Below are 24,967 nucleotides of genomic sequence, written 5' to 3'. Positions count from 1 at the left end.
ACTAAAGAATAATCTTTTAGTCCATGCTCGACACCTCTTATTTTAAGATTCCTTTTTCTTCAAAATACTTTTTAGCACCAGGGTGGAAATCAATTCCCATTCCTTCTACTGCATTCTCTGCTGAGATTAACTCTCCTTTTGCATGACTAATCTTATCCGTGTTTTCAAAGATTGCTTTTGTGATTGCGTACACTGCATCGTCTTCCATATCTTTACGAACAGTTAGCATCGAAAGAACGGCTACCGTTTTCACGTCTGCTTCAATCTTGTAAGTCCCACTCTTAACGGTATCTTCAATGTAATACGGATGAGCTTCGATCAGCTCTTTAATCTTGTCATCTGCAATCGGTACGATCGTTACCGGATTCGTAGCTGATAGTGCATCAACAGCACCCGTAGGCGTTCCTGCTGTGATAAATGCTGCTTGGATATTCTTATCTTGAATACCTTCCGTAGACTCATCGAACGATAGATGTTGGGCATCAATGTCATCCATTGTCATGCCATGAATCTTTAAAATTTGTTCAGCATTGGCGAACGTTCCACTACCCGGCGCTCCAACTGAAACTTTTTTACCTTTCAGATCTTCAACACTCTTAATTCCGCTTTCTTTTAGAGTTACGATTTGAATCGTTTCAGGATATAATGTACCGATCCCCGTTACTTGATCAACTTTTTCTTTGAACATTTCTTTTCCTTCAACTGCGTAGCTAGCGATATCTGTTTGTGTAAACGCTACATCAGCATCACCATCTTGAAGCAGCTGCATGTTCTCTACTGAAGCACCTGAAGCCTGAGAGTTTGCTTCAACATCTAACTCGTCTTTGACAATCTTCGCCATCTCTCCACCTAGTGGATAATATGTACCGCCTGTCCCACCTGTTACAATACTGATTTGATCAAGATTTAAAGAAGCACTCTTGTCACCTGTTTCTTTCTTTTCTGACGGAGTATCAATCTTCTGACCACATGCTGCTAGTGAAAAGGCAAGAATCAGTACGAAAAATAACGCAATCCCCTTTTTCATGTTCGTCCTCCTTTTGGAATAATTTAGTGCATTCTTAAATTTTAGCATAAGCTACCTTAAAATTGCAGAATAATTATAATTTTTAGATATATTATTTAGGCATAAAAAAAGAGCGACTGAAGTCACTCTTTCTAGCATTAGCTCACGAACGCACGTAGCATCCAATTATGTTTAGCAAGGCTTTCACGAACGGACAACAACATATCGTGCGTTACCTCATCACCTTCACGCTCAGTTACTTCCATTCCCTCTTTTATTTCATCAATCAGAAGTTCAAAATCGTTTATGACGTTTTGAACCATAACTTCGGCTGATTCATTACTCTTTGCCTCTTCAACTGTAGCCAACTCTAAATATTCTTTCATCGTTGCAACCGGTGTTCCTTTTAGAACGAGCAGTCGCTCAGCCAATTCATCAATGTTCGTCGCGGCTTCGTTGTATAGCTCTTCAAACTTCTCATGTAGGGTGAAAAAGTGAGGTCCTTTTACATACCAGTGATAGTTATGAAGTTTTACAAACAATACATTCCAGTTCGCTACTTGGCGGTTTAATACTTCTTGAATGGTATTCATTCTATCATCTCCTTATTTTGTTTCTTCGTTCAATACACGGTGCAAGCGCTTGCGAAGCATGTCCATTCCGCTTCCTCCAGCTTGGAAGTGACGAAGCTTTCCTTCTTTATCAAACACATAATACGCAGGTACATATTTATTTTCAAAAGCATCCGTTAATTTATGCTCGCTGTCTACATAAATCGGCTGTGTAATATCATGCCCAATCGCCATCTGTTCGATAACACTCATGTCTAGATCATTTTCTGAGCGAGGCATATGAACAGCCACTACGTTTAGATCATCTTCATATTCATCACGAAGCTCGTTCACATCCGGCATCGCTTCCTTACACAATCCGCAGCTTACGGACCAGAAGTGAATCAAGGTTGCTTTTTCCCCAACCAATTCTTCTTTTGTTACTTCTTCATTCAACCAAGTTGTAGCACCATCAAGTTCAGGCATTTGTTCACGTAATTTCATCTATTATTCCCTCCAGAATTTAAAAGATTTTTGATTTCACAATAGTAGTTTTGAAAGTGGTTGATTTCCGTTACTGGAGCTCGCTTTCCGGGGGGCGTGCGGTGAGCCTCTTAGCGCTCTGCGCTGTTAAGAGTCTCTCCTTTCCCGCTGATCCCCCAGGAGTCTCGCTCCTTACACTCCAATCAACTATTCAATGAGGTAATTTCTTTTAAGATCTTCCAAGCAACTCGTCTTAGAGAATCCTCTTAATTAAAGTGTCTTTTGTCCTGGCTTCCAATTTGCTGGGCAAAGTCCACCTGTTTGTAGAGCTTGGAGCACACGCAGTGTTTCGTCAGCATCACGGCCGATATTGTTATGGAAGACAACTTGGTACATCATCTCACCTTCCGGATTGATGATGAACATGCCACGAAGTGCAACGCCTTCTTCTTCGATCAGTACTCCATAATCACGTGATACACGGTGATTCGTGTCAGCCGCTAGAGGATAGTTTAATTCACCAAGTCCGTTATCTTCACGACTCGTATTGATCCATGCCAAGTGCGTATGAACGGTGTCCGTTGACACCCCAATAACTTCCGCATCTAAATCTTCAAATTCACTATATCGATCTGATAACGCAGTAATTTCAGTCGGACATACGAAAGTAAAATCCATGGGATAGAAGAAAAGAACGGTCCATTTTCCATCTTCAATGTTCTTTTCTAAACTTATTTTTTTCGTCTCTTTATTAGGCATGATCGCTTCCATCTCAAAGCGAGGTGCTTGTTTGCCTACCATACGTTCTGCCATTTCAAAATCCACTCCTTTTATTTAAATGATAATGAAAATCATTATCATGCTTTGTTCATAATCTTATTATACTTACTTCTATTTTGAAGTCAATACTAATTTATAATAATTATTAATAAGGAACAAGTATTGTGCTCATATATTAAGAAAACATGACTGTTATTACAAAAGCTCCAAACAAAAAAAGCCCACTCCCATTTAGGAGTAAGGCTATGCATTATCTTCTTTATGCTGGTGAATCTGACTGGTAATCATCTGTTTGTTTTTCATTAAAATCGGTATACATGCTGCAAATAAGGCTAAGCCGATCGCAACGGCGATGATTGTTCCATTTCCTTTAATAAAGCTATCACCTAACAAGTTGTATGCGAGCGTTCCTGGTAAGACCCCAAGCATTGTAGCTAAAATGTATGACCGAAGTTTCAGCTTAGAAATCCCAGCTACATAACTTACAACATCAAAATTCAATACTGGAATGATTCTCAATAAAAAAATATAAACGAATCCTTTTTCCTTCAGCTGGTTTTGCCATTTCTCAATTCTAGAGGGTGAATCTGTTTTTTGTTTGATCCATCTCGTACCAAGGTGTTTGGCGATGTAGAAGGATAAAATGGCACCAATCGTCGCTGAAAATACGGTATATACCGTACCCCATACTACGCCGAATGCCAACCCGCCTGCTAATGAAAGAACAGAGATTGGAAATAATGTAAAGGGACGAATTACATTTACGATGATATAGATAATGGGAGCGACCATTCCAAAGGATAATACCCAATCACGCAAAGAAATGGGGGTAATTTTAAAGATAAAATGGTTCAGAGCAAATATAAACATGACAATTGACAAAATTACTGTGATCTTCACCAATGTTCTTCTACTCATATAACCCCCCTCTTTGCCCTTTTTCTTACCTCTAATATTCCTGAATTTGAGAGTTTGTAAACGTTAGACTGTTCGGGCTTTAATCAAGACTCCGTTACCTGCAGGGTCTTTTAACCGTATATTTTCAGATTCTATATGATATGGAACTTGCTCATGTTCTAGAGCACTTAAAACTTTTTTGACCTCCAACTTCGATGGAACGATGATCTCATAATGAAGAAGTCCTGTAACATCGCCTCGATTTAATTCAGCATCAGGTCCGTTCCAAATATTAACGGCGATATGATGATGATATCCTCCAGCAGAGATGAATAAGGCGTGATTCCCCATCCTTGTTTGTTCTTCAAAGCCTAATACGTTCATATAGAAATGTTCAGCTTTATCTATATTTAATACATTCAGATGCACATGGCCCATGATAGTGTTTTCTGGCAGGTGACTCCAAGTCTTATGATCTCTTTCTGCTAGAAGACTTTCTACATCTAATGGTTCGCTGACAGCTGGTAATTTTCCTCTTTCATCTCGTACCCAATCTTGGCGGTCAACATCTCTGTAGATTTCAATTCCATTGTTCTCAGGATCTTGTAGATAGATCGCTTCACTAAACTTATGATTGGATGCTCCTAATAGTTGCGTTTTTGTTTCAATAAAGTGATAGAGGACATTTGCAAGGTCTTTTCTAGTTGGCACAAGTAATGCCAAGTGATAAAGACCTGCGCTTTTCATTGGTCTCTGATGAAGCTCCTGATTACCTTCTAATACGATGAGAGGTGTTTTTCCGTCTGCTGTTAACTCCACTCTAGTTCCTTGCTTTGATAAAATTTGCAGACCAATCGTTTCGGTATAAAAGGAAACAAGGTTCTCCAAATTCCTAACTTTTAAAGTTACGCTTCCGATATGAGTTTCTTTATGAATAGGCTTCATCTTTCTTCCTTCTTTCCTATTTAATAATGAATATGATCAACGTTACAGATTATTTAATTACTTTATGTAAGTAATTATAGATTAGTTATTAACAAACTTCAACTAACTAAAAAGAACAAAAGAAAAAAGAGGCTGATTGTCTCAGCCTCCGATATAGGACATTTCTATTTTTTTTCTTTCACTTGTTCCTTGTTCTTTTCTTTCGTCTGAATACCGATCCGATCGGTTTCGCCATATTTGAACAATACGATTAAAAACGTCCTCGTCAGAAGCACCAGATCGTACAAATTCTTTTAGATCAGTACCTCGCCCCGTAAAAAGGCACGTATATACTTTTCCATCGGCGGACAATCTCGCTCTTGTACAACTTGAACAAAATGTATCAGTAATAGAAGAAATAATTCCGATTTCCCCTTGACCATCTGCATATTGATACCGTTTTGCCACTTCACCATAATATTTTCGATCAATCGGTTTTAACGGGATCTCTGCATCAATCATCTTTACTATCTCATTCTTTGAAACCACTTCATCCCAGTTCCAACCGTTTGAGGTTCCGACATCCATATATTCAATGAAACGCAAAACATATGGCGTATTCTTAAAATAACGCGCCATCGGAAGGATCTCTTTGTCATTGATCCCCTTTTTAACCATCATATTTATTTTGACAGAAAGACCCGCTTCATATGCAGCTTCTATTCCTCTTAAAACAGGTGATACTCCCACACCTCGTCCGTTAATGTAGCCGAATAAATCGTTATCAAGTGTATCTAAACTCACGGTTACTCTGTCCATTCCTGCTTGCTTTAGAGAAACAGCCATCTTTGGAAGAAGCACGCCGTTTGTCGTTAGTGCAATATCTTTGATTCCTTCTATCGCTCGAAGGCGCTTCAACAAATCAGGAAGATTCTTTCTAAGTAAAGGTTCACCACCTGTAATTCGAATTTTTTCTACACCGGCTTTTGCAAACTGTGAGGCAATACGTACAATCTCATCGAACGATAATAGCTCGGTTGGTGTTAAGAATGGGTAATCTGGTCCGAAAATTTCTTTTGGCATACAATACGTACACCTAAAATTACATTGATCGGTTACCGAAATCCGCAAGTCTTGCAGCGGACGATGCAAGCGATCAGTGATTCCATTACTTTCATTCATATCATCACATCATTTGTTTAGTATTTTTATCAATGTACCACGAATAAAAGGAAGTTTAAACCAGAACCACTTACTAAATGGTACTTCTTTAAAAAGAAAGAGATTAGTTCCTAATCACTACTTGAACGTTTAAATAGACCATTATTACCAAATTTATTTCACTGTAATGTTTCAATCCCTGTTCTCACGGCGTTTTATGATGATACCGAATATTTAATCAATTCCTTTTTCTTGTTGCACTTGTTTATTGGTTAGTAAAATGTTACGATAAATAAGAATTATTTTTGTTCGATTGTACAGGTAACCTATTATCTTGATATTTTTGAGCAGAGATAGTATTATTGTGCGGATTGGCACGACAGGAGGCAACAAAAATGGAACAAGGTAAGGTTAAATGGTTTAACGCAGAAAAAGGTTTCGGATTCATCGAGCGCGAAGGTGGAGACGATGTATTCGTACACTTCTCAGCTATCCAAGCTGACGGTTTCAAATCTTTAGACGAAGGTCAAGACGTAACGTTCGAAGTTGAACAAGGACAACGCGGACCTCAAGCTACTAACGTACGTAAAGCATAATAACCCAATAGATAAACAGGACTCTTTTATAGGAGGCCTGTTTTTTTTATAACCTCGATTTTTACTTCACCATAATATTTCTTAGTTTAAAAAAATTTTCAGTAAATTCAAACATGTGTTAATTATTTTTGTTAAAATACATTTAACGTCTTAAATAATTAGGAGTTCAAAATGGATCTTCACTTGAAGCAGAAACAAGATCAGATTGAAATCGGTACACGAATTGCTGAAAACGCACCTCAAATTGCAGAGAAGATCATAACTAACATACAAAATAGCAACGTTTATGTTTCACTTCAACAAAACGCTCCAATGAATGAGTACGAGGAACTTCAACAATCCATTTCGTTCATTCGTTTAATCGGTGATGCTGTATCTGGTAAGGTTTTAGATTCAAAGAAAACGATTTTTGAATGGGGAGAACATATTGGCATGCTCGCAGTTCATTCTGGCCAGCCGCTAGATACAACACTTGAGAGTACATCTTTCTATCGAGAAGTGATATGGGATTTTATAAAAGAAGAAGGCTCACTGCAATCCATGTCTTTGGATTCCGTATTGCATATTTCCGCAACGATCAATCCAATGATCGATTATGCGGTTCAAGCGTTCAGTAAGTCTTATGTGAAAAGTTACCGCGAGATGAGTGAACAGTTCCATCTCTCTCTTCAAGAACTATCTGTTCCTGTTGTGCCTCTCTTTCCTGGAGTCGCCGTTCTGCCCGTCGTCGGTGATATTGATACGAACCGTGCAAAACTCCTACTCGAAGCTACCCTGCAGCAGTGCTTAGATCATGAAATTACTTCCTTAGTTATCGATCTATCCGGTGTGAGTTATATAGATACGATGGTAGCTCACCGTCTTTTCCAACTGGTCTCAACTCTGAAGCTATTAGGGGTTAGAACAACACTAACAGGCTTAAGTCCTGAGATCGCACAAACTTCAGTGAGCTTGAATTTAAATTTTGATGAAATTACGTTAAAAGGCAATCTGCTTCAAGCATTAGCTGACTTCGGATATGGCAAATTGGAAAAAACCAACAAAAAGAACAGACTCTGATCCAGGGTCTGTTTTAATCGTTTTTAGGAGTTTCCACGTTTTAGTTCTTCTAATTCTCGTAGAAGTGACTCTACCATGTCATCACATTTTTGTAACTCATTATTAAGCATACTGATTGTCTCTTCTTCCCAAGAAAAAGGGTCGCCGTTTTCAGGTGTAACTGGAATATCTTGATAAATATCACCTTGTTCTCGCTCATCAGGCTGAAAGTATACGGCTACTTCACAGGTTGGGCTTCCTAGAGCAATTCTTTGACGCAGCGAAACTTTTCCATAACCAAATTTTCGTGCTGCTATTCCTCCAAATACACTGGATGTCATTTTGCATAAGTGCGGTGCATCCTTAACAAATTCTCCGAAAGGACACTCTTTTGCACGAACTATTACATGGTCAGGGTATACACTGACAATCTCAAAATGCCCGCCGATGGAATTTTTTAAATCCACGATTAAATGAACATATTGATCAATCGTCCAGTCCAATGAATCATCCTCATAGAATCTCTCTATCCATTCGCCTGTACGTAGACCGAGCTGTTCGATATACCGCTCAGCAGCGGGACCAATTGATTTTTTATGGATGTGGGCATATTGAGTAATAAGTTTTGCTAAAAAAGTGTGTCCATTCAATTCACCTTTTGAAAGGTTCATACTGCATCTACCCTTTCTATTGAATTACATGCTGTTTCACTGATTTTGGCAAGATATGGACAACACTCTTTGGATACCCGAATGAGATAGTTTAAAACATTATTTTACTTATCAAAGTAAATAATTTAATTCTCAAGTTATTTAGAACTCCTTTTATTTAAAAACTTATGCTGAGAGAAATTGTTCCTTTCAGACACTATTTTAATCAAGCCAACTTTAAGTTAAAATTAAATTAAATTAAATTAGTTAAATACAGCTTAAATAAAGGAGATCGAGATGAACTTAGAACAAATGAAATATATTGTAGAAGTGGCCAAAGAAAGCTCGATCACGAAGGCGGCAGACAAACTTCACCTATCTCCTTCAGCGATATCACAATCTATTACACAACTGGAAAAAGAGTTTGGCGTTACTATTTTTACTAGGTCTAGACAAGGTACAATTCCCACTACTGATGGAAAATTCATTGTATCAAAAGCCTACGAGATTCTTAAAAAGATGCAGGAGCTTCATGAAGAGTTAGCTGATAAACAGCATGCAAAAAAACACGTTTTAAAGGTGGGGTGTGCACCAGCACTAATGTATATCGTGTACGATGCCTTCTTGTTATTTCATGAGCAATTTCCTGAAACGAACGTAATGATTCGGGAGATCGATCAAGATCATATATTAGAGGAAATGAAGAACGGACATATCGATATTGGTTTAAGTCCTTTTACAGATTATGAAGTATCCAACCTTCAACATGAAAAAGGTATGGACTATGAACGATTGTATACAGGACATGTATGCATTTGTGCAGGCAAGAAATCCTCGCTGTATTACAAAGACTTTATTACGCCAGATGAGTTAAGCGATGAAAAACTGGTGATTTACAATTCTAAAGGCGGTATAACCTTCAATGATAAATACGTAAAGAACGAACAGATCTTATTCTCATCCAATAATATTGAAGTCATGCGTTCTGCAATCTTGGATGGACATGCCTTTTCTTTTGTATTCAATTTCACCTTCAAAAACAATGCAGATGTTAAAAACGGTAATCTAGCCATTATCCCTTTCAAGCAGCCTGATTTGATCTATCAAGACTTCTGGACATTGTATCCTTTAACAAAAGGCTTATCTGCAGAAGCAAAAGAATTCAAAGAAAAAGTAAAGTTTCTATTAGATCAATAATTGTAATCCCTTATTTAATAGAAGGATCCTCCATTATTCTTTTTTGATAAAGATAGATTAGTTTGTCCAGCTTCTGACTCTGTTTGAGGAGATCAGCGTCTGAAAAATCATTTGAGCGTGGTTTAAGATCGTACATTTCTTGACGACAGACTTTTATTTCTTGCAATAATATACTCAGATCAACTTCCATGAATGATTTTCCTTTCTATCTACAAACTACTTCCAAATAATTGGATATGCATTTATGATAGTTGTTCTTTGTTTTTCTGTAAATTTAGAAATAGTTAAAGACTGCTAACCTGTTCTTAATGCGTTTTGATGTATTGCCATATCATAAATATTAACAATTGATAAGGAAATGGTTAGAGTAGACTCTAATAAGGAGGAAATACTATTTGGATACAATACTTTATTTTGTTTATACAGCAGCCTATCTCGTACTCCTTATCCTATGTATAAACTTCGGTAACAGATGCGATGTTTCTTCCCTACTCTATCTTGTCTTGTTCGGACTTGTTTATGATAACGGATTGATCGCCATAGGAAAATTCATAGGAGAAGGACCACTCTTAGAGAACTTGAGCCATTTGCGATTTTGGTTCCATGCGTTCTTCACACCCACGCTCGTTCTATTTTCATGGAATGTTTTAAAAAGAGCTGGATTTGCGTTCGCAAAGTGGAAAGTTGTATACATAGGAGCTCTTCTCTATACGATTGCCCTTGTCATTATGGAAATCATAACGGAGACATATGGCATGAAAATAGTGCCAGAAAGAGAGCATGGATTGCTTCGATATGTTTCTGCAGACACTTCAACAGGTCCTCCTCTAATGGTCCTGTTCGTATCCATTGCTTTAATTACAGCAGGAGCCGTTCTGTGGAAAAGAACAGGATGGAAATGGATGCTGATAGGAACGGTTGTAATGACAGTCGGAAGTGCGGTGCCAATTCCAGTGGAAAGTGCGGCAATTACGAATGGGTTTGAATTATTTTTGATGTGCACACTTGTTGCAACAAAGATCCATCAAGACCGCCAATTGAAAGGTGTTTAATATGAAACGGTTAATTAAGAGAGTTCTACTGAGTATTTCCATCTTATTAATTTGTGGCTTCATTGGATTTTTTGTTTGGACACAACAGACTTACGAACCGACAAAAGAACTGTTGAAAAGTGTTGGGAAAGTAAATCAAGACGGAGACTGGTTGACGTTTAAGCCAAGTGGAATCGATAAAGAAGTAGGCATTGTCTTGTATCCAGGTGCAAAAGTAGAGCCAACAGCTTACAGTTATCTCGGGAAACGTTTATCAGAAGCCGGCTACACCGTCGGAATTCCAAAGTTCAATCTAAACCTCGCCATGCTTGAAACGAATAAAGCTGAAGAATGGATCAAACAAAATGCATCCATTAAAAAATGGTTTATTGGCGGACACTCTTTAGGAGGAGTAAGTGCTGCTACATTCGCACATGAAAATCCCGATCTGATTAAAGGTGTTATCCTGCTCGCCTCTTATCCTGCAAATGGAGATGACTTTTCAAATAAAGACACATCCATTCTATCTATTTATGCAGAAAAAGATGGGCTAACGACTAAAGATAAGATTGATGAAACGAAAAGCTTGTTGTCACGTAAGACTGTTCTATTCGAGATCAAAGGTGGAAACCATGCTCAATTTGGCATGTATGGAGAGCAAAAAGGTGATAATCAAGCAGACATCTCTGCTAAAGTACAGCAAGATTTGATTGCTGATGAGATGATCAAGTGGTTAGATAAGCAATAGCATGTAAAGCAAAAAAACTCACTAAATTTTTGTGAGTTTTTTTACATTAAAATCGCGAGCAAGATGGGCAGTGTGAACAGTGAAAAAAGTGTGCTCACTAACGTTGCACTTGATACGAAATCAGGCTCTGTTCCAAACTGTAACGCATACATCGTCGTGTTTGCTGCAGAAGGCATCGCCGCCATCAGAATCATGATCGCTGCGAGCCTATCATCTACCGGAAGAATTAGCGTGATACAAAATGCGATCAGTGGTGACACCGCTAATTTTAGTACTAGAGAATACGTTAATTTCTCCACTTGTACGTGGCGCAATGATATCTTCGCGAGCTGCATACCGAGTATGATCATGATGGTCGGTATCGCAGAGTTCGCCACAAGGTCAAGAGCTTCTGACACAGAACCTTTTATCGGTATGTGTAACTGTTGAAAGACTATACCCGCTATCGCTCCGTATACGATCGGCATCCGTCGCACTGCTCTTAACGCTGAAGAAATCCCGTCGTTTTCCGGACTGCCTTTTGCTGCATAATAGACTCCTACTGTACACATAACTAACTGCTGGATAACCATTAGAACAACCGCATAATCTAACCCTGCTGCCCCAAACGCGAAAAGCGCGACTGGAGTCCCATAGTTCCCATTATTCATGAAAGCAGAAGCTAAAATAACACCGCAGGTTTCCCTAACATTGTATCTTTTAAAATAACTGATCACATATACAAGACCGATCAACGTAAAACATAGAATGAGCGTATAGATGAGCATATATCCATACGTTTTCGTAAAAGTAGTTTCATAAAACGTTCGAAATACAAGAAAAGGAGACATCAGATACAATGCCATCGTGGAAAGTGTTTGTGTTTCAAAGCCTATCGTTTTTTGACCGATAAATCCGATACTAAAGATCGCAAATACCGGAAGAATGATGCTTAGTAGTTCTAACATGTCTTATCCTTCTTTCTGTTAACAACAACGGAAAAAGGCTGACCCGTGAGATCAGCACTTTTCTTATTATCATAGCACAAGGATAAGCATTCTTTTTACGAAGAGCTATCTAAAACGTATGTGCAGAATCTTTAGCACGCGCAATCGCCTTTTCTTTGATCTCATTCGCTTTATCTGGCATCGCCGCGTGTCCTTCTACAAACAATCCCTCGAACGATGGAACTCCAAAAAATTGCATGATCACGCTTAAATAACGGTGACCCATCTCCATTGCTGCTGCAGGTCCTTCTGAATAAATGCCACCGCTAGCCTGGATATGTAAGGCTTTCTTGTTCGTTAAAAGGCCAACGGGTCCCTGGTCCGTATACTTAAACGTTTTTCCTGCCACAGCAACTGAATCGACGTACGCTTTCATAACAGGCGGGAACGAAAAATTCCACATTGGCGTTACGAATATATATTTATCTGCAGAAACAAACTGCTCACAAAGCTCTGATAGTCTTCCTACTTTCGATTTTTCTTCAGAAGACAGCTCCTCAAATCCTTTACCAGATTGCAGTTTTCCCCATCCACTAAATACATCAAGGTCGATGTGAGGAATGTTCTCTTTATACAGATCCACGTGAATCCATTCATCATCCGGGTTAACTTTCTTGTATTCATCCATAAACGCTTTACCTACAGCCATGCTGTATGAACCTTTATCATCATGAGGATGTGCTGTGATATATAATACTTTTGTCATGTAATCTTACACTGCCTTTCTGTTTGTTGATTTCTTCTTAATGATTGTTGCATTTGGATATTTTCCTTTCACTTCTTAGCAAGTTGATTGGAGCGGAAGGTTGCTGACTCCTATGGGACGAGCGGTCAGGTGAGACCCTTAATGGCGCAATGTGGCAAGGGGCTCACCGGTCGCCCCATGGAAAGCGAGCAACCTGGAGCGGAAATCAACTACATTCAGTGTGCTGCAATCTATGCTTAAACATTTCTTTACGAATGATCATAAGGATTACCAGCAATGTTTGCCCTCGCTTCATCCGTTAAAAGAAACGGCTCTTGCAAAGTATCATCATTGAAAACTTCATGGTTTAAAAGACTTCCATCAAAATGAGTCGGTTTATCTTCATTCATCTAAACATTTCACCTCCAACAGAGATAGTTTAAACGGTTGTTTAACATTTGATTCATCACTCATTCGATAAAATAAAAAAAGCTATCTGCACAAACAGATAGCCATAGCAAAAGATTTGAATATTAGTAGCGTTGTCCGCCTAAAGCTTGTGCTACAAGACGCTTAGTGATTTCTCCACCTACAGATCCGTTTGCACGTGACGTAGTGTCTGGTCCAAGGTTTACACCGAACTCAGAAGCGATCTCATACTTCATTTGATCAAGAGCTCCTTGAGCTCCAGGTACTGATAATTGGTTGCTGTTGTTTTTAGCCATTCTATTCACCTCCCTTTCTTTTCTAATCTTAGAATCCCACTAACTTACAATCTTATTCATAACCTTATAAAATTTTTTTCAATGTTTCATTAGGTGCATGTGTATTTTCTGTTTCAAAAGTGATTTGATACGGTTTGTCCAAACACTTTAGACAAGTCTGCATAAGATAATGGAGAAGAGAGGATACACCGAATATTCTCTTTTCGGAAGTTCTATATGGGGGGAATTCATCGTGAGTTTCATTAGTATCTTAAACGGGGTTTTATCTTCTAAAAAACGTGCTAAAAGCAAGAAAAACAAGAAGAGAATCGGCTAACCCAATCAATTAAAGCCACAAAAAAGCTAGCATTTTGGTTAGCTTTTTTTGTTGAAGTTGGGTCGTTGAACTTAAACAAAAATTTGTGAATCTCACCCAGTTCGGATAGACTAATGTTGCTGATACCAGAGCATTTTTGAAAGTGAAAAATGAGGCAGAACTTCATTCTTCTTTAGGAGGATTTATTCGTGACACATATTCTAATTGTTGATGACGATAAAAATATACTCGAGCTTCTGCACTATCAACTAAAAGAAGCAGGATATCAAGTCTCTCAAGCAAAAGATGGGATAGAAGCTTTGAACATCTTACGCCTTAAAAGGTTTGATCTCGCTGTAGTTGATGTGATGATGCCTTATATGGACGGGTTTGCCCTAACACAAGAAATAAGAGAAAAATACGACATCCCTGTTATCTTACTAACCTCCAAAAACCAAATTGAAGACAAAGAACAAGGCTATCTATCAGGAACAGATGATTACCTAATAAAACCATTCGAAGCAAAAGAATTGCTCTTTCGAATGAAAGCTCTATTAAGACGTTACGATAAAAACCAAGATGATGAATCCGTCATCCGTATAGGCCATACAACCGTAAACAAAAAAAGCTATGAAGTTCATATTAACGATCGAACGATTCTACTACCACTGAAAGAATTTGAACTGCTATATTTTTTCATCTCGAATCCTATGCAGGCTTTCACACGGGATCAACTCATCCAACATATCTGGGGTATCGATTATGAAGGTGACGAACGCACGGTAGATGTACATGTAAAAAGGTTAAGAGAACGGTTTTCGAACCTGACTGATGACTTTCAAATCAAAACCGTCCGTGGAGTGGGTTATTTATTGGAGTTAAAAAAATGAAGTCGCTGTACACTAAATTTGTCGTGATAACGATAGGGATCATGCTTTTAAGCGGCGTTTTAGCCTTTATCGCTTCCAATACATACTATCAGCAAAAATTAAAACCAGCTAATGATCAAAAAAATACAGATATTGCGCTTGAGATGGCTTATTTTGTGGAAAAACACCCTACGATCAACCTGAACGATTACTTAGGAAACCTATCTACGGTCGGGTATCAGATCTACCTTGTTGAGAGATCCGGAAACGAAACGTTCTTCGGTGCAAAATTTCGTAACAATGAACTTTCTTCTACAACAAAACAATCTGTACTAAATGGTGATATCTATCATGGGATGCTTCATTTTCCAAAGCAAACGTTTGTAACGGGATTTTTTGCAAACGAACTAAGTAATTCGATTGGTGTTCCTCTAACACATCAGGGGAAAAAGTATGCTCTGTTTATTCGACCTGATATTAAACTCCTTTTTAATGAGATGCATGTTCTATTTGGCTGGCTTTTTGGCTTGATGATTGTCCTCAGTATTTTGATGGTAATCATAAGTACAAAATATTTAGTAAAACCTATCTCTAAATTGACCTCTGCTACCAAGTCACTCTCACATGGCAGCTATTCTGTTGAGCTCGATACGAAACGTCGCGATGAACTTGGTGAACTCTCTCAAAGTTTTCAGCAGATGGCTCGAAAACTCGAACAGTCAGATGAGATGCGAAAAGAATTCATCTCCAATATTTCTCATGATATCCAGTCTCCACTGTCTAATATAAAAGGATATACCAACCTGTTAGGAAAAGAAGAACTGCATTCAAGGGATCGTGAACAATACATCTCTGTTATAAATGGTGAAATCAGTAGACTCTCAAACTTAACGAAGCAATTATTACTTCTTGCATCACTAGATCGGAACGAAGATATCCTACAGAAAAAAACGTTCAATCTGTCACAACAGATTAAAGAACTCATTCGAAATTATCAATGGTTAATAAATGAAAAAGGAATCATGCTTTGCTATTCCTTACCTGATACCGAGTATTTCGGCGATCCTTCACTATTGAATGCCGTATGGGATAACCTTTTAACCAATGCCATTAAATATAATAACCCTGATGGAAGTATTGAGATAGCTGTTGAAACACGAGAAAAATCGATTTTCATCATCTTTAAAGATACGGGGATAGGCATGAACGAGAAAGAAGTGGAAAGAATTTTTGACCGTTTTTATCGGGCAGATGTGGCTCGATCGAAAACAGTTGAGGGTACAGGACTTGGTCTATCGATCGTCGCTACAATCGTAAAACTGCATGATGGAAAAACGGTTGTAAAAAGTAAGAAAAACGAAGGAACTACTGTTACCGTTGAACTTCCTATCGATTAAATATATCAGGCATTCTCAATGAAGATTCATTGGTGATGCCTTTTTTATATGCCCTTCTTCCCTTCTCCCCACAATTTGTAACGTGTTATTCATTCTCCGTTCATATAAGGATTCTAAACTTAGGGTGTAAAAAGATTGGAGGAGAGATGTTATGAGCATCGCATGGAAAGAGATCAAAAAGAATAAAATGAAGTTTTTTATATTAGGTTCCATCATCTTTCTTGTTAGTTTATTGACGTTTATCATTTCTGGGTTGGCCAATGGATTATCACAGGATAATGCTGCTTTGATTAAAGATTTACCGAACGGGCAGTTCTATATAAATCGTGACGCTGAAGAAAATTACAACCTTTCTAGAATCGATAATAGCGTTCAAGAACAAGTGATAAGCAAACAAAAAGACACGGTTGCCTTCTCTATTCAGATGGGCTTTTTAAACGATGAGAGTGACAAACAACGGAGTGTTGCTTTCGTAGCTTCTACCGATTCAAAATTATTCGAATCCGTGGCTCCCGGAGAAATCGTTCTGGACCGCTCTTTAGAGAAAGAAGGGATTGACGTTGGTGACACCTTAGCTTATAAACCATTTGATAAACCGCTTGTAGTTAAGCGTTTTGTTGACCATAAAAAGTTCAGTCACGCTCCTGTTGCTTACGTGAATATTGAAGATTACAAGAAAATGTATCGTTCTGAAGAGATGCAGCTTCTTTTCATACCACGTGCAGATGAAACACAAAATTTCAAAGAGCTGCAATCTTTTTCAAATAATGATTTTCTTAACACGATTCCAAGTTACAGTGCCGAACAAATGTCTTTGAATATGATCGTATGGTTTCTGATCGTGATCAGCGGAATGCTGTTCGCCATCTTCTTCTATATGATGAACGTCCAGAAAATCGGACTATACGGCATCTTAAAAGCAATCGGAGTCAAAACGAGCGATCTGTTTAAGATGATGTGGACACAAATGCTATACATCACTAGCCTATCCCTGGCTCTTTCTATTGGTTGTAGCCAACTATTCAAAAAAATTGCACCTGAAGATATGCCTTATCTGTTAACGAACGAAACCACATTACTATTGTCGATCGTCTTCATCGTGATCGGGTTTATTGGAGCTACACTATCTGGGTTACAAATGAAAAAAGTTGAACCTTTACATGCCATACAACAAGGAGAGGTTTAATATGGATATCTTTACGATTGGAGAATTAAGAAAAACATTTAGTAATGGTGAAGTGAAAGAAGAGGTTTTAAAAGGAGTAAACCTTACGCTTAAGAAAGGTGAAATCACAGCATTAGTCGGCTCATCTGGTTCAGGTAAGAGTACCCTGCTAACGATCGCTGCAGGGTTGCAGCCCGCATCAGATGGCAAAATCTTATTTGATGGACATAACTTAACTTCTATGACATCAGAGGAAATGCGCAGCATAAGAGCGAAGAAGTTCGGTTTTGTTTTCCAATTTGCCCACCTTGTCCCTTTTCTAACCGTTGAGGAGCAATTGGACCTCATGCTGGACGTATCTGAAGTGAAAATGCCGAAAGAAAATCGACAACAAGAAATCCATTATTTATTAGAACGAGTTGGACTATCTCATCGGAAACAGGCTTATCCCGCTTCATTATCTGGTGGTGAGAAACAACGCGTCGCCATCGCACGCGCGATTATTCATAAACCCCAAGTTCTATTTGCCGATGAACCAACCGCTAGTTTGGATTCAAAGAGATCTAAAGAAATCATGTCACTCCTACGTGACTTAACGAAAACGCTCAACATTACGACTCTTATGGTCACTCATGACGAAGAGATGCTTTCTTATGTGGACCATGTTGTTAAAATGAGCGATGGTTTGGTTGTTTAGAATAAACGGGAGAGCTATGGATTTATTTGTTCATAGCTCTTAAAAGTATGCCGGGGAGAATTTAGTAAATAAATAAAAATATATGTTTGACTAATCTCCAGTGGCTCTCCCCCAAGCTTCTCACGATTCAATCCTCGCTGTCCCTTTTTAGTAGTAAAAATCTAACACCTCACATATTTCCGCTTGAAACCAACTTGTCCTCGATCTACCGCTTTTTGAATATTTTCAGCAGCGAGTAGATACTTCGTTTTTTTCTCGTCCTGATTCATTTCTACCGGTCCTATAGCCTTTGCCGTCTCAACTGCTTGTTCATGTAATGGGATGTATGAGACACCCACTGTATAAACAAAATTATTCATCGAAGCCTTTGTTCGTGCAGGGGAACCATGAATAGTGTCTTTTACTACCTCCAGCATTTTTTCTAACTTCGTTGTAGAAAATTCGCTGTCTGGTCGATTACCTAATAACCAGCAGTAACAACTCCAACCCGCTGACATTCTAAGTTCTTCACCACTCCTGATCCATTTGTCCGCTACCTGTTGTGCAATTCCAGTTTCAGCTAGAGTGACTGCTACCACATAATCCGATAACATATAAAAATAAGCACCATCCATCCAACGCTCAAAATCATCTTCGGTCATGCTTGTCGGATCTGCGATGATTCCTGCAAAGTACATCGCATCGTAATTCCCTGTAGCGTAAAGCTCTTCAGCCAATGGTTGATTTCTTTTAATCTTTTTAGCTATCGGCTTCATAGCTCCAGTAGCTACACCAAACACCGGTTCTTTGGCGCCATTGGAGAGATAGATTTTCTTGGTTCGTTCCTTGCCAAGAGCTTCAAGTTCATGCATCACATCTTCTGCATTCATCTATTCCACTTCCTTTTTGTGTTGGAATTCAGGGTCAACTAGTGAGATGAATTTCATCATACACTCCCCTTTTCTCTTCTCGACTGGTTTAGATATTCCTCTTTTATCAGCAACCAACTTGCACCATAAAAAATGAGCGCTCCTTCCAGGACGGAAATGCACTCATTTTTGTACCTAATTATCTGATTATGAATACTTTTATAAAACGAGAAGCCTTTCAACTGTTTTTAGCCATTTCATAATCTCACAATCACTTCAGTTCCATCCTGTGCTTTTACATTCACGAGCTCTAATCCTTTGTGCTTTTTTAACTCTTTAATAATAGGTTTCAGTTCTGATTGATCTATGGAAGGGAAAGAAATGTTTATGTTTTTCTTTTCTAGATGAGGTTTCGACCATTTGTTTGCATGGCAAATGAATATTTTAGAAGTAATAAGGGATATGCCGATATTCAAAAGAACATAAGGGACAGGTATTGAGAATGTTGCCTCTTTTGTTTTGACATTTACATGTAACATATTAGCAACCTCTACTCAATCGTAATTGAAACGGTATCCCCGTTTGCTGATTTCACATCAACAATTTGTCCATCCAGTTCGTTTTCAATCGCTTCAAGGATTAAATTAATATCAATATCCTTTACATACTGTTCAGATTGGGGAATCTTTAAAGCAATGTTATGGCCAGCTGCTAGGACAACCTTAACTAACTTGATCGGGAGGTTTACATTCACGTTGTCACTCTCAGATACAACACGAATTCTTAATGTTTTGTCACTGTAGTTAGAAGATGTATGGCTTGACGGTCTAATTGTTGGACTCTGTTCTTTTTCCTGTAAGACATGAATTAATTCTGAGCCTTTATCTGTACCGATCTTGCCTTCTTGAACCATCGTTAAGACTTTCTCAATCTCACTTTTCATTTCTGATCCTCCTATTCATCTTTTAGCATTTTGATTGCTTCATCAGGCGTAATCTCTCCACGTTCAAGCATCGTAACAATCTTTTTCTCGTCTACCTCATTCTTCTTTTTAGATTCATAACCTAATGAAGATGCAATGTCGTTCAGCTTGCCTCGAACCGTTGGATACGAGATCCCTAGCTCTTTTTCTACCTCTTTAATATTGCCTCTGCATACAAGAAAGACTTCCACAAAATGAAGCTGTTCTTTCGTTAGAGAAACAAATTTAGATAGTTCAAATTCGTTCTCGATTGTCGTGTGACAATGCGAGCAGTGAAGTTTAGTAATCTTTAACGTTTGTGAACAAACCGGACAATTTGTAAGTAATGGGTGAGCCATCTCATTCTCCTTTCTCATCAATTAATCAGATTATATACCTTTAAATTGATAATGTGAATATTTTTTATAAAAATATTAATTATTTTTTATTTATAAATTAATTTTATGGCTTTTTTTAATCCAAATGTTTAATCCACCACTTAAATTATTAAAGTTCCATATAAAAAGACTTTCCTTATTAGAAAGTCTCCGTAAGTTTAAGATTAGATGACTTATCCAGAAGTTTGTGTTCTTCCAGTAAATCAATATTTCGCTTTTTGCTCGCATACTCTTTAATTTGTTTACCAATGTTCGCATAAAGCTCTAGATTCTCAAGCTCTGATAGCGAAATCCACTTAACAGCGGTCTGATTCGGATCAGGCTTTTCCGGTAATTTAGGTGTAGATCCACTTTTCAATGTACAGTCAAACATCATAACTAGCGTGTGTGTTTGGCCATACTTATTTTCGTTAAGATGCGGAGCATACTCATAAACAAAAGCTAACGGACCTACCTCCACATCAATATTAGCTTCTTCCCTTGCTTCCCTTTTTACCGCTTCAGTCAAAGATTCATGAGGTTCCGCTCCACCAGCTGGGAAATCATAAAAAACTCCCCGATAAGGATCATCAAACTCCGTTAATAAGATTTCATCATTTTCAATAATGAGCGCACCCACTCTTACTCGTATATGATAGGTCATTTCAATAGTCCCCCACTATCAAATAGATTTCATTAAAGCTTTTCCCCATATTCTATCAACGCTTATTAGTTCCTCGTCATTGAATTCCAGTCTATAAATATCAGGTTTTGTTGTGCTGTATAGAAACTCTAGACCATATGAAGGATTGAAGTAATTCATCATTAAGGTCATAACGGCACCATGAGTTCCGATCACCATATTTTTATCTTTATACGTATGTAAGAGTTCCCTTAATACTTGTACTGCCCTCTTTTGACAAGCAGCATTTGATTCCCCACCCTCAAGAGAGAAATTAAAGTCTACAAATGATCTTTCTAATAGAGGGCCGAGCTCATTATCTTCTAATCTATTTGAACTTGAAGAAAAAACTCTTTCCCTTAAATCCTCCATAACCAATACTTCTTTCTTTATATGTAAAGCTACCTTTTCAACTGTTAAAATAGAACGGAGGTAAGGGCTAGAGGCAACAACATCGATCTTCTTATCTCTTAAGAGTTCCGTAACACGCCGAGCATCTTCATACCCTTTCTCCGTTAATCCTCTCGTCCGCTCATTGCCTTCCTTTGGTGAGTCACCATGCCTTACCATATATACGATTGTGCTCATGAGATTCCTCCTATGTTGGCTTTCAAGTATTTCTTTTTCTGACTTCAGTAGCAATATAGAGTAACACTCCAAAAATCGCTCCACCAAACAGCATCAATCCAAAATTGCGCGCTAATAAATGAGAACGGGTTAAACATGCTTCCATATAAACCAAGAATTACTGCGATAAGTACCATGCATCCGGTAGAAACATATAATAGTTTTTTTGTGTTTTTTTCCTGCTTTTTTATGTTTAATATCCAGACGTCGATACAAGAATATATTAGCGCTGCGATTGCTCCTATTAAAAAACTTGATAGATTATCTGATACTAGTCCTACAAGTGATCCAAAAACTCCATGTAGTATTATATACAAAGTTAATTTGAGATTCTTTTGAATGACCAGTCTATTAAACAGATATTCAAGTAAACTTGAAACAATAATTCCGTAAGTGAACATAAAAAGTGCAGCATAAAAAAAGATTACAGAACCCCATATTAAATAGCTAATACCAGGATTGCCTCCATTCCAGGCAGTTCCCACTCCCAATATCATGGCTAAAATAAAACTCGAATAAAATGCAGTTAAGAATTTCCTACTTAATGACTTCCCCATATTTATACCTATACCCTTTTACAATCTATGATACTTTGATCAGGTGATTTTTGTAAATTTTACTTTCATCAATAACTAGCTATATCTTCTTTCTTTAATTTCAAAATGGTCCAAACATCTAATAAACCATATAAGATAGCAGCAAAACCACCTACTACTAAGGCAGCTGATCCATTTCCAATTAAAAGGCCAAAGAGGACACCGCCTATTCCGTGTAATAAAATATAAAGGTAGTAATGTGACTTCTTTCTATTACTTAAATTTTTAAAAAACATAGTCTCTAATAAAACAGAAACTAGATTACCATATGTAAAAATAATCCCTCCTGCAAAAATACAATAAAAGAGTATGCCTCTTACAAAATCAATGAGTCCTAAATCGAAAGTGGAAATAATAGCTGGAAGTTCAGGCAATATCATAATAAAAGAAAAAATGAGCGTTGATAGTGCAGAAACAAAACCTTTACGCAATATAAGATCTCTAACCATGAATAATCCTTTTTTTTTATATTTTCATAATTGATTGTACTACCAATAAATGTAATATACAATTGATTATCTAACGGTCATTGACATGGAAGAGTATATATATTCACTCATCCAGAATAACTTTTTCCAGCTCAAAACATTGAAAAGAAAAGCATTTTAGATCGTTTTCTTACTCTTACAATTATAAGAAGTGTTTATCGTTAAAAATTATGCCTTAAATATGTCATGGGTATTACATGTACTTTCCTCAAGCTAAAGGAGATCTTGGAAACAGTGAACAAAGAAGATATGCAAAAACAATTTTATAATGTTTATAGGGCACTGATAAGCATCTCGGAATTCGAAGAGTGGCTTTATGTAACACCAGAAATTGAAAATGTTTATGGTAATGACTTTTACTTCAACTTACTTGATTTAAATTATAGAAGTAGGTTTATTAAACATGACCTAGAAAAACTCATCAAGATGAAAATTCCATTTGGTGATTTTGAACATATGCGTATCGTTTCACTATTAGAACATATTATTAAAGAAAATCGAGACTTGGTAGAGGTACTAGAGGAATTATACGATGATTATTGCAGGGGATATTCGTTTCTTCGATTTTTAGGATTAACTTACATGAGCGGAATTGATGATCTTCCAAAACTAAAACAAAAAGAAAAGTGGAATAACAAGGAATTTGATTGTAAACGAAATATACTTAATACCATCAAACCAAAGATGGTTAAAGAAGCACAGAGATTGTTGTCATTATTAAAGAATGGACTGTTACGGATAAATGGTGAATATAATTTTGAGGATTTTCGAAACGAAGAAGAAAAGATTGAGCTAAATAATATTGAAAAGATGTTTAAGGACTAGATTAATTATTTTTCCTATTTTTTCCTTATATTTCGTTAATAGCAAGCAAGAAACCTTATTCTTATCAACTAGGCTAGAAGATAACATAAACTTTGTATTGCCATGTTAAATATCACATAAAAATAGAGAGGTATTTTATATTGAGTATACTAGGTGCAATTTTCATTACGATTTTTCTTAGTTCTATCTTTGTAACTATGTTTATGTCTATACTTGAATTTGAGAGCATATCGTCTTTAATTTTACTAACTACATACTTTTACACTTTATTTCTCCTGATCTGTGTATTTTTCTTTTACATTTTTCCATGTGTTCTACTGATTGATAAATATATAAGGCCGAGTAAAAAATCAAGATTTACACTTTATATCTTCTTAGGTGTAATAGGAAGTGTCTTTTTTTCTTACCTTATGAACATATACAGGAGTTCTAACTGGTTTATACTTCTCAACAGTATTACAACAATGATTATTTATTACTCTGTGGAATTTAAAATAAAAAAACGCATCGTTTTGAATAAATCCAGAAATTATGAATTATAAAACTCTATCTGGTTCATTTAAAGTAAATTAGCTCAAAGGAAGAACGACTCTTATAAGCTGTGATAGTATAATAATTTAAATTTGTTGCCTCCCATTCATCGAAAAAGGAGGTTCATATTAAAAAAAGCACCAGATTGTGTAGTAACTCATTTAATGAAAACTGGTATTAAGCTTACTAATATAGCTAACAGCATCTATATCAAATAACGTCCCCTTTAGCTGAAAAGAAACAACATACATTAAGAAAATTAAAGTTCCTTCCCTTCAAGATTATAAAATTTAGGTTCACTCTGCACTTCTTCTTTTGTTGGTTTATAAAAGAACCACACCTTCTCAGCATCAAGCGATATAAGTTCTGCTTTTCGCCTACCCAAGATTACTTGATCAACTTCAGAACTTACTATTCCGTAGTATTCACCATCTTTACCCCCGCCAACAATCATTTCTCCGTTAAGTCCTTGTTTAATAGGAATTTGGTTTGTGTTAGTATTCTTCCAACCATATGATTTAAGCTTGAATTCCGAAATATAAAGGGTAGGTATATTTTTATCTCCTTGAAAAAAGACATAAGCTTTATGTCCATGATCAACATATATAGTTTTATAAATTTTTTTAATACCAACGCTGATCTCATCACTATGATAAATTACTTCTTAAGGTGAAGTACTGAATGCACTTTTGTTATTATATTCAATTACTGCTAAAGCCAATCCAAATAATAAAACCATTCCTATAATTATGAATAGACCTTTTTTCAATTTTACACCCCTTCATAAAAGCTCAAACTATACTTTATTATGCTTTGTACTTTTCGTTATATAAAGCTACTAAATGATTACTGTATTAAAAAGGGCACAATCAGTTTTCTGAACCTTCAACTATTGCACCCGATTGTTGATTAAGTACAGAAAGAAATAATTAGAGTATTCATCCTACATTCAAAAAGATTATGTATTCATATTTTTCGTAGCACGGTTATACCAAAGATATATATTAAAAGCTCCGAAGACAATTGTTAGCACCATTATCGCAGCAAATATATTTTTAACTGGTAGCAGATAATTCGACAATACCATAAGAATCACATACAATAACCAACCAATGTTAAACAATTTTTTATTCATAACGGCACTCTCCTCT

At 37.0% G+C, this 24,967-nt stretch carries 32 protein-coding genes; 10 read left to right on the top strand and 22 right to left on the bottom strand.

The genetic code is table 11. From position 1 onward, the window contains the following. Positions 1 to 37 precede the first annotated feature (37 nt). The 7 genes from ACFS5O_RS07385 to moaA form a co-directional block, all read right to left on the bottom strand. Entirely contained in the window at positions 38 to 1,027 is a 990-nt protein-coding gene (locus ACFS5O_RS07385) for a TAXI family TRAP transporter solute-binding subunit (RefSeq protein ID WP_205725328.1), read from the bottom strand. 137 nt (positions 1,028 to 1,164) lie between these two features. Continuing rightward, positions 1,165 to 1,599 (bottom strand): Dps family protein, encoded by a 435-nt coding sequence (locus ACFS5O_RS07380; RefSeq protein WP_205725327.1) that lies wholly within the window; start codon positions 1,597 to 1,599, stop codon positions 1,165 to 1,167. Positions 1,600 to 1,611: 12 nt separating this feature from the next. Next, complete coding sequence (locus ACFS5O_RS07375; RefSeq protein WP_205725326.1) at positions 1,612 to 2,061, bottom strand: TlpA family protein disulfide reductase; 450 nt, start codon at positions 2,059 to 2,061, stop codon at positions 1,612 to 1,614. Between the two features lie 249 nt (positions 2,062 to 2,310). Further along, on the bottom strand, positions 2,311 to 2,853 hold the full coding sequence (locus ACFS5O_RS07370; RefSeq protein WP_205725325.1) for a peroxiredoxin: 543 nt from the start codon (positions 2,851 to 2,853) through the stop codon (positions 2,311 to 2,313). A 210-nt stretch (positions 2,854 to 3,063) separates the two neighbouring features. Beyond that, positions 3,064 to 3,738: a TVP38/TMEM64 family protein gene (locus tag ACFS5O_RS07365; RefSeq protein WP_205725324.1), complete on the bottom strand. Its 675-nt coding sequence runs from the start codon at positions 3,736 to 3,738 to the stop codon at positions 3,064 to 3,066. Between the two features lie 63 nt (positions 3,739 to 3,801). Then, positions 3,802 to 4,662 (bottom strand): VOC family protein, encoded by an 861-nt coding sequence (locus ACFS5O_RS07360; protein WP_205725323.1) that lies wholly within the window; start codon positions 4,660 to 4,662, stop codon positions 3,802 to 3,804. A 141-nt stretch (positions 4,663 to 4,803) separates the two neighbouring features. Then, the gene (gene moaA, locus ACFS5O_RS07355) at positions 4,804 to 5,823 is read right to left on the bottom strand and encodes a GTP 3',8-cyclase MoaA (RefSeq protein WP_205725322.1); all 1,020 of its coding nucleotides are present in this window, start codon (positions 5,821 to 5,823) and stop codon (positions 4,804 to 4,806) included. Between the two features lie 374 nt (positions 5,824 to 6,197). Between moaA and ACFS5O_RS07350 the strand changes: the two genes are divergently transcribed. Together ACFS5O_RS07350 and ACFS5O_RS07345 are read left to right on the top strand one after the other, a co-directional pair. Next, on the top strand, positions 6,198 to 6,398 hold the full coding sequence (locus ACFS5O_RS07350) for a cold-shock protein (protein WP_066397748.1): 201 nt from the start codon (positions 6,198 to 6,200) through the stop codon (positions 6,396 to 6,398). A 171-nt stretch (positions 6,399 to 6,569) separates the two neighbouring features. Beyond that, positions 6,570 to 7,457 (top strand): STAS domain-containing protein, encoded by an 888-nt coding sequence (locus tag ACFS5O_RS07345; RefSeq protein ID WP_205725321.1) that lies wholly within the window; start codon positions 6,570 to 6,572, stop codon positions 7,455 to 7,457. A gap of 23 nt (positions 7,458 to 7,480) precedes the next feature. On the opposite strand, the gene ACFS5O_RS07340 is transcribed toward ACFS5O_RS07345, so the two are convergent. Beyond that, positions 7,481 to 8,107, bottom strand: coding sequence for a methanogen output domain 1-containing protein (locus ACFS5O_RS07340; protein WP_205725320.1), 627 nt, complete (start codon positions 8,105 to 8,107; stop codon positions 7,481 to 7,483). Positions 8,108 to 8,383: 276 nt separating this feature from the next. Here ACFS5O_RS07340 and ACFS5O_RS07335 point away from each other — a divergent pair, with 276 nt between their 5' ends. Next, positions 8,384 to 9,283, top strand: a complete 900-nt coding sequence (locus ACFS5O_RS07335) for a LysR family transcriptional regulator (protein WP_205725319.1) — start codon at positions 8,384 to 8,386, stop codon at positions 9,281 to 9,283. 10 nt (positions 9,284 to 9,293) lie between these two features. Here the strand turns inward: ACFS5O_RS07335 and ACFS5O_RS07330 are convergent, their stop codons facing one another. Then, complete coding sequence (locus tag ACFS5O_RS07330; protein ID WP_205725318.1) at positions 9,294 to 9,473, bottom strand: Spo0E family sporulation regulatory protein-aspartic acid phosphatase; 180 nt, start codon at positions 9,471 to 9,473, stop codon at positions 9,294 to 9,296. A 205-nt stretch (positions 9,474 to 9,678) separates the two neighbouring features. Between ACFS5O_RS07330 and ACFS5O_RS07325 the strand changes: the two genes are divergently transcribed. Beyond that, a complete protein-coding gene (locus ACFS5O_RS07325) occupies positions 9,679 to 10,335 on the top strand; it encodes a hypothetical protein (protein ID WP_205725317.1) in 657 nt (218 codons plus the stop codon). Between the two features lies 1 nt (position 10,336). Continuing rightward, positions 10,337 to 11,062 carry an alpha/beta fold hydrolase gene (locus ACFS5O_RS07320; RefSeq protein ID WP_205725316.1) on the top strand — a complete coding sequence of 242 codons (726 nt, stop codon included), beginning with the start codon at positions 10,337 to 10,339 and terminating at the stop codon, positions 11,060 to 11,062. A gap of 41 nt (positions 11,063 to 11,103) precedes the next feature. On the opposite strand, the gene ACFS5O_RS07315 is transcribed toward ACFS5O_RS07320, so the two are convergent. From ACFS5O_RS07315 to ACFS5O_RS07300, 4 genes are all read right to left on the bottom strand, one after another. Further along, positions 11,104 to 12,009: an AEC family transporter gene (locus ACFS5O_RS07315; RefSeq protein WP_205725315.1), complete on the bottom strand. Its 906-nt coding sequence runs from the start codon at positions 12,007 to 12,009 to the stop codon at positions 11,104 to 11,106. A 109-nt stretch (positions 12,010 to 12,118) separates the two neighbouring features. Then, complete coding sequence (locus ACFS5O_RS07310) at positions 12,119 to 12,754, bottom strand: FMN-dependent NADH-azoreductase (protein WP_205725314.1); 636 nt, start codon at positions 12,752 to 12,754, stop codon at positions 12,119 to 12,121. 248 nt (positions 12,755 to 13,002) lie between these two features. Beyond that, positions 13,003 to 13,143, bottom strand: coding sequence for a hypothetical protein (locus ACFS5O_RS07305; protein ID WP_205725313.1), 141 nt, complete (start codon positions 13,141 to 13,143; stop codon positions 13,003 to 13,005). Positions 13,144 to 13,266: 123 nt separating this feature from the next. Beyond that, on the bottom strand, positions 13,267 to 13,458 hold the full coding sequence (locus ACFS5O_RS07300; protein WP_066397779.1) for an alpha/beta-type small acid-soluble spore protein: 192 nt from the start codon (positions 13,456 to 13,458) through the stop codon (positions 13,267 to 13,269). Between the two features lie 504 nt (positions 13,459 to 13,962). Here ACFS5O_RS07300 and ACFS5O_RS07295 point away from each other — a divergent pair. The 4 genes from ACFS5O_RS07295 (at position 13,963) to ACFS5O_RS07280 (ending at position 17,881) form a co-directional block, all read left to right on the top strand. Beyond that, complete coding sequence (locus ACFS5O_RS07295) at positions 13,963 to 14,643, top strand: response regulator transcription factor (protein WP_205725312.1); 681 nt, start codon at positions 13,963 to 13,965, stop codon at positions 14,641 to 14,643. Continuing rightward, positions 14,640 to 16,019, top strand: a complete 1,380-nt coding sequence (locus ACFS5O_RS07290) for a sensor histidine kinase (protein WP_205725311.1) — start codon at positions 14,640 to 14,642, stop codon at positions 16,017 to 16,019. Before ACFS5O_RS07295 ends, ACFS5O_RS07290 begins: the two co-directional genes overlap by 4 nt. Positions 16,020 to 16,170: 151 nt before the next feature. After that, entirely contained in the window at positions 16,171 to 17,205 is a 1,035-nt protein-coding gene (locus ACFS5O_RS07285; protein ID WP_205725310.1) for an FtsX-like permease family protein, read from the top strand. 1 nt (position 17,206) lies between these two features. Beyond that, positions 17,207 to 17,881: an ABC transporter ATP-binding protein gene (locus ACFS5O_RS07280; RefSeq protein ID WP_205725309.1), complete on the top strand. Its 675-nt coding sequence runs from the start codon at positions 17,207 to 17,209 to the stop codon at positions 17,879 to 17,881. Positions 17,882 to 18,042: 161 nt separating this feature from the next. Here ACFS5O_RS07280 and ACFS5O_RS07275 read toward each other — a convergent pair whose 3' ends face one another. The 8 genes from ACFS5O_RS07275 to ACFS5O_RS07240 form a co-directional block, all read right to left on the bottom strand. After that, a complete protein-coding gene (locus tag ACFS5O_RS07275) occupies positions 18,043 to 18,750 on the bottom strand; it encodes a DNA alkylation repair protein (RefSeq protein WP_205725308.1) in 708 nt (235 codons plus the stop codon). A gap of 236 nt (positions 18,751 to 18,986) precedes the next feature. Then, a complete protein-coding gene (locus tag ACFS5O_RS07270) occupies positions 18,987 to 19,268 on the bottom strand; it encodes a hypothetical protein (protein ID WP_205725307.1) in 282 nt (93 codons plus the stop codon). Between the two features lie 11 nt (positions 19,269 to 19,279). Further along, on the bottom strand, positions 19,280 to 19,672 hold the full coding sequence (locus ACFS5O_RS07265) for an SHOCT-like domain-containing protein (RefSeq protein ID WP_205725306.1): 393 nt from the start codon (positions 19,670 to 19,672) through the stop codon (positions 19,280 to 19,282). An 11-nt stretch (positions 19,673 to 19,683) separates the two neighbouring features. Next, the gene (locus ACFS5O_RS07260; RefSeq protein ID WP_205725305.1) at positions 19,684 to 20,049 is read right to left on the bottom strand and encodes a DUF2089 domain-containing protein; all 366 of its coding nucleotides are present in this window, start codon (positions 20,047 to 20,049) and stop codon (positions 19,684 to 19,686) included. Positions 20,050 to 20,227: 178 nt separating this feature from the next. Continuing rightward, positions 20,228 to 20,731, bottom strand: coding sequence for an NUDIX domain-containing protein (locus ACFS5O_RS07255; RefSeq protein ID WP_205725304.1), 504 nt, complete (start codon positions 20,729 to 20,731; stop codon positions 20,228 to 20,230). 18 nt (positions 20,732 to 20,749) lie between these two features. Further along, positions 20,750 to 21,337: a histidine phosphatase family protein gene (locus ACFS5O_RS07250; protein WP_205725303.1), complete on the bottom strand. Its 588-nt coding sequence runs from the start codon at positions 21,335 to 21,337 to the stop codon at positions 20,750 to 20,752. Between the two features lie 44 nt (positions 21,338 to 21,381). Further along, positions 21,382 to 21,933 carry a hypothetical protein gene (locus ACFS5O_RS07245; RefSeq protein WP_205725302.1) on the bottom strand — a complete coding sequence of 184 codons (552 nt, stop codon included), beginning with the start codon at positions 21,931 to 21,933 and terminating at the stop codon, positions 21,382 to 21,384. Positions 21,934 to 22,001: 68 nt separating this feature from the next. Beyond that, positions 22,002 to 22,421 carry a hypothetical protein gene (locus ACFS5O_RS07240; protein WP_205725301.1) on the bottom strand — a complete coding sequence of 140 codons (420 nt, stop codon included), beginning with the start codon at positions 22,419 to 22,421 and terminating at the stop codon, positions 22,002 to 22,004. Between the two features lie 273 nt (positions 22,422 to 22,694). On the opposite strand from ACFS5O_RS07240, the gene ACFS5O_RS07235 reads away from it, so the two are divergent. Next, positions 22,695 to 23,285, top strand: coding sequence for a hypothetical protein (locus ACFS5O_RS07235; protein ID WP_205725300.1), 591 nt, complete (start codon positions 22,695 to 22,697; stop codon positions 23,283 to 23,285). A 790-nt stretch (positions 23,286 to 24,075) separates the two neighbouring features. Here ACFS5O_RS07235 and ACFS5O_RS07230 read toward each other — a convergent pair. Continuing rightward, a complete protein-coding gene (locus tag ACFS5O_RS07230; RefSeq protein ID WP_205725299.1) occupies positions 24,076 to 24,270 on the bottom strand; it encodes a hypothetical protein in 195 nt (64 codons plus the stop codon). Positions 24,271 to 24,967: the final 697 nt, after the last annotated feature.

The sequence above is a fragment of the Fictibacillus nanhaiensis genome (assembly GCF_042686385.1).
In the GTDB taxonomy this organism is placed as follows: domain Bacteria; phylum Bacillota; class Bacilli; order Bacillales; family Fictibacillaceae; genus Fictibacillus; species Fictibacillus nanhaiensis.
The sequence above is the reverse complement of the archived record's forward strand: the minus strand, read 5'-3'. Positions and strand labels throughout refer to the sequence as shown.

Excerpts from the sequence above, each read along its gene's own strand:
- ACFS5O_RS07385 (WP_205725328.1), bottom strand. The coding sequence starts at position 1,027 with ATGAAAAAGGGGATTGCGTTATTTTTCGTACTGATTCTTGCCTTTTCA.
- ACFS5O_RS07380 (WP_205725327.1), bottom strand. The coding sequence starts at position 1,599 with ATGAATACCATTCAAGAAGTATTAAACCGCCAAGTAGCGAACTGGAAT.
- ACFS5O_RS07375 (WP_205725326.1), bottom strand. The coding sequence starts at position 2,061 with ATGAAATTACGTGAACAAATGCCTGAACTTGATGGTGCTACAACTTGG.
- ACFS5O_RS07370 (WP_205725325.1), bottom strand. The coding sequence starts at position 2,853 with ATGGCAGAACGTATGGTAGGCAAACAAGCACCTCGCTTTGAGATGGAA.
- ACFS5O_RS07365 (WP_205725324.1), bottom strand. The coding sequence starts at position 3,738 with ATGAGTAGAAGAACATTGGTGAAGATCACAGTAATTTTGTCAATTGTC.
- ACFS5O_RS07360 (WP_205725323.1), bottom strand. The coding sequence starts at position 4,662 with ATGAAGCCTATTCATAAAGAAACTCATATCGGAAGCGTAACTTTAAAA.
- moaA (WP_205725322.1), bottom strand. The coding sequence starts at position 5,823 with ATGAATGAAAGTAATGGAATCACTGATCGCTTGCATCGTCCGCTGCAA.
- ACFS5O_RS07350 (WP_066397748.1), top strand. The coding sequence starts at position 6,198 with ATGGAACAAGGTAAGGTTAAATGGTTTAACGCAGAAAAAGGTTTCGGA.
- ACFS5O_RS07345 (WP_205725321.1), top strand. The coding sequence starts at position 6,570 with ATGGATCTTCACTTGAAGCAGAAACAAGATCAGATTGAAATCGGTACA.
- ACFS5O_RS07340 (WP_205725320.1), bottom strand. The coding sequence starts at position 8,107 with ATGAACCTTTCAAAAGGTGAATTGAATGGACACACTTTTTTAGCAAAA.
- ACFS5O_RS07335 (WP_205725319.1), top strand. The coding sequence starts at position 8,384 with ATGAACTTAGAACAAATGAAATATATTGTAGAAGTGGCCAAAGAAAGC.
- ACFS5O_RS07330 (WP_205725318.1), bottom strand. The coding sequence starts at position 9,473 with ATGGAAGTTGATCTGAGTATATTATTGCAAGAAATAAAAGTCTGTCGT.
- ACFS5O_RS07320 (WP_205725316.1), top strand. The coding sequence starts at position 10,337 with ATGAAACGGTTAATTAAGAGAGTTCTACTGAGTATTTCCATCTTATTA.
- ACFS5O_RS07315 (WP_205725315.1), bottom strand. The coding sequence starts at position 12,009 with ATGTTAGAACTACTAAGCATCATTCTTCCGGTATTTGCGATCTTTAGT.
- ACFS5O_RS07310 (WP_205725314.1), bottom strand. The coding sequence starts at position 12,754 with ATGACAAAAGTATTATATATCACAGCACATCCTCATGATGATAAAGGT.
- ACFS5O_RS07305 (WP_205725313.1), bottom strand. The coding sequence starts at position 13,143 with ATGAATGAAGATAAACCGACTCATTTTGATGGAAGTCTTTTAAACCAT.
- ACFS5O_RS07300 (WP_066397779.1), bottom strand. The coding sequence starts at position 13,458 with ATGGCTAAAAACAACAGCAACCAATTATCAGTACCTGGAGCTCAAGGA.
- ACFS5O_RS07290 (WP_205725311.1), top strand. The coding sequence starts at position 14,640 with ATGAAGTCGCTGTACACTAAATTTGTCGTGATAACGATAGGGATCATG.
- ACFS5O_RS07285 (WP_205725310.1), top strand. The coding sequence starts at position 16,171 with ATGAGCATCGCATGGAAAGAGATCAAAAAGAATAAAATGAAGTTTTTT.
- ACFS5O_RS07280 (WP_205725309.1), top strand. The coding sequence starts at position 17,207 with ATGGATATCTTTACGATTGGAGAATTAAGAAAAACATTTAGTAATGGT.
- ACFS5O_RS07275 (WP_205725308.1), bottom strand. The coding sequence starts at position 18,750 with ATGAATGCAGAAGATGTGATGCATGAACTTGAAGCTCTTGGCAAGGAA.
- ACFS5O_RS07270 (WP_205725307.1), bottom strand. The coding sequence starts at position 19,268 with ATGTTACATGTAAATGTCAAAACAAAAGAGGCAACATTCTCAATACCT.
- ACFS5O_RS07265 (WP_205725306.1), bottom strand. The coding sequence starts at position 19,672 with ATGAAAAGTGAGATTGAGAAAGTCTTAACGATGGTTCAAGAAGGCAAG.
- ACFS5O_RS07260 (WP_205725305.1), bottom strand. The coding sequence starts at position 20,049 with ATGGCTCACCCATTACTTACAAATTGTCCGGTTTGTTCACAAACGTTA.
- ACFS5O_RS07255 (WP_205725304.1), bottom strand. The coding sequence starts at position 20,731 with ATGACCTATCATATACGAGTAAGAGTGGGTGCGCTCATTATTGAAAAT.
- ACFS5O_RS07250 (WP_205725303.1), bottom strand. The coding sequence starts at position 21,337 with ATGAGCACAATCGTATATATGGTAAGGCATGGTGACTCACCAAAGGAA.
- ACFS5O_RS07245 (WP_205725302.1), bottom strand. The coding sequence starts at position 21,933 with ATGGGGAAGTCATTAAGTAGGAAATTCTTAACTGCATTTTATTCGAGT.
- ACFS5O_RS07240 (WP_205725301.1), bottom strand. The coding sequence starts at position 22,421 with ATGGTTAGAGATCTTATATTGCGTAAAGGTTTTGTTTCTGCACTATCA.
- ACFS5O_RS07230 (WP_205725299.1), bottom strand. The coding sequence starts at position 24,270 with ATGATTGTTGGCGGGGGTAAAGATGGTGAATACTACGGAATAGTAAGT.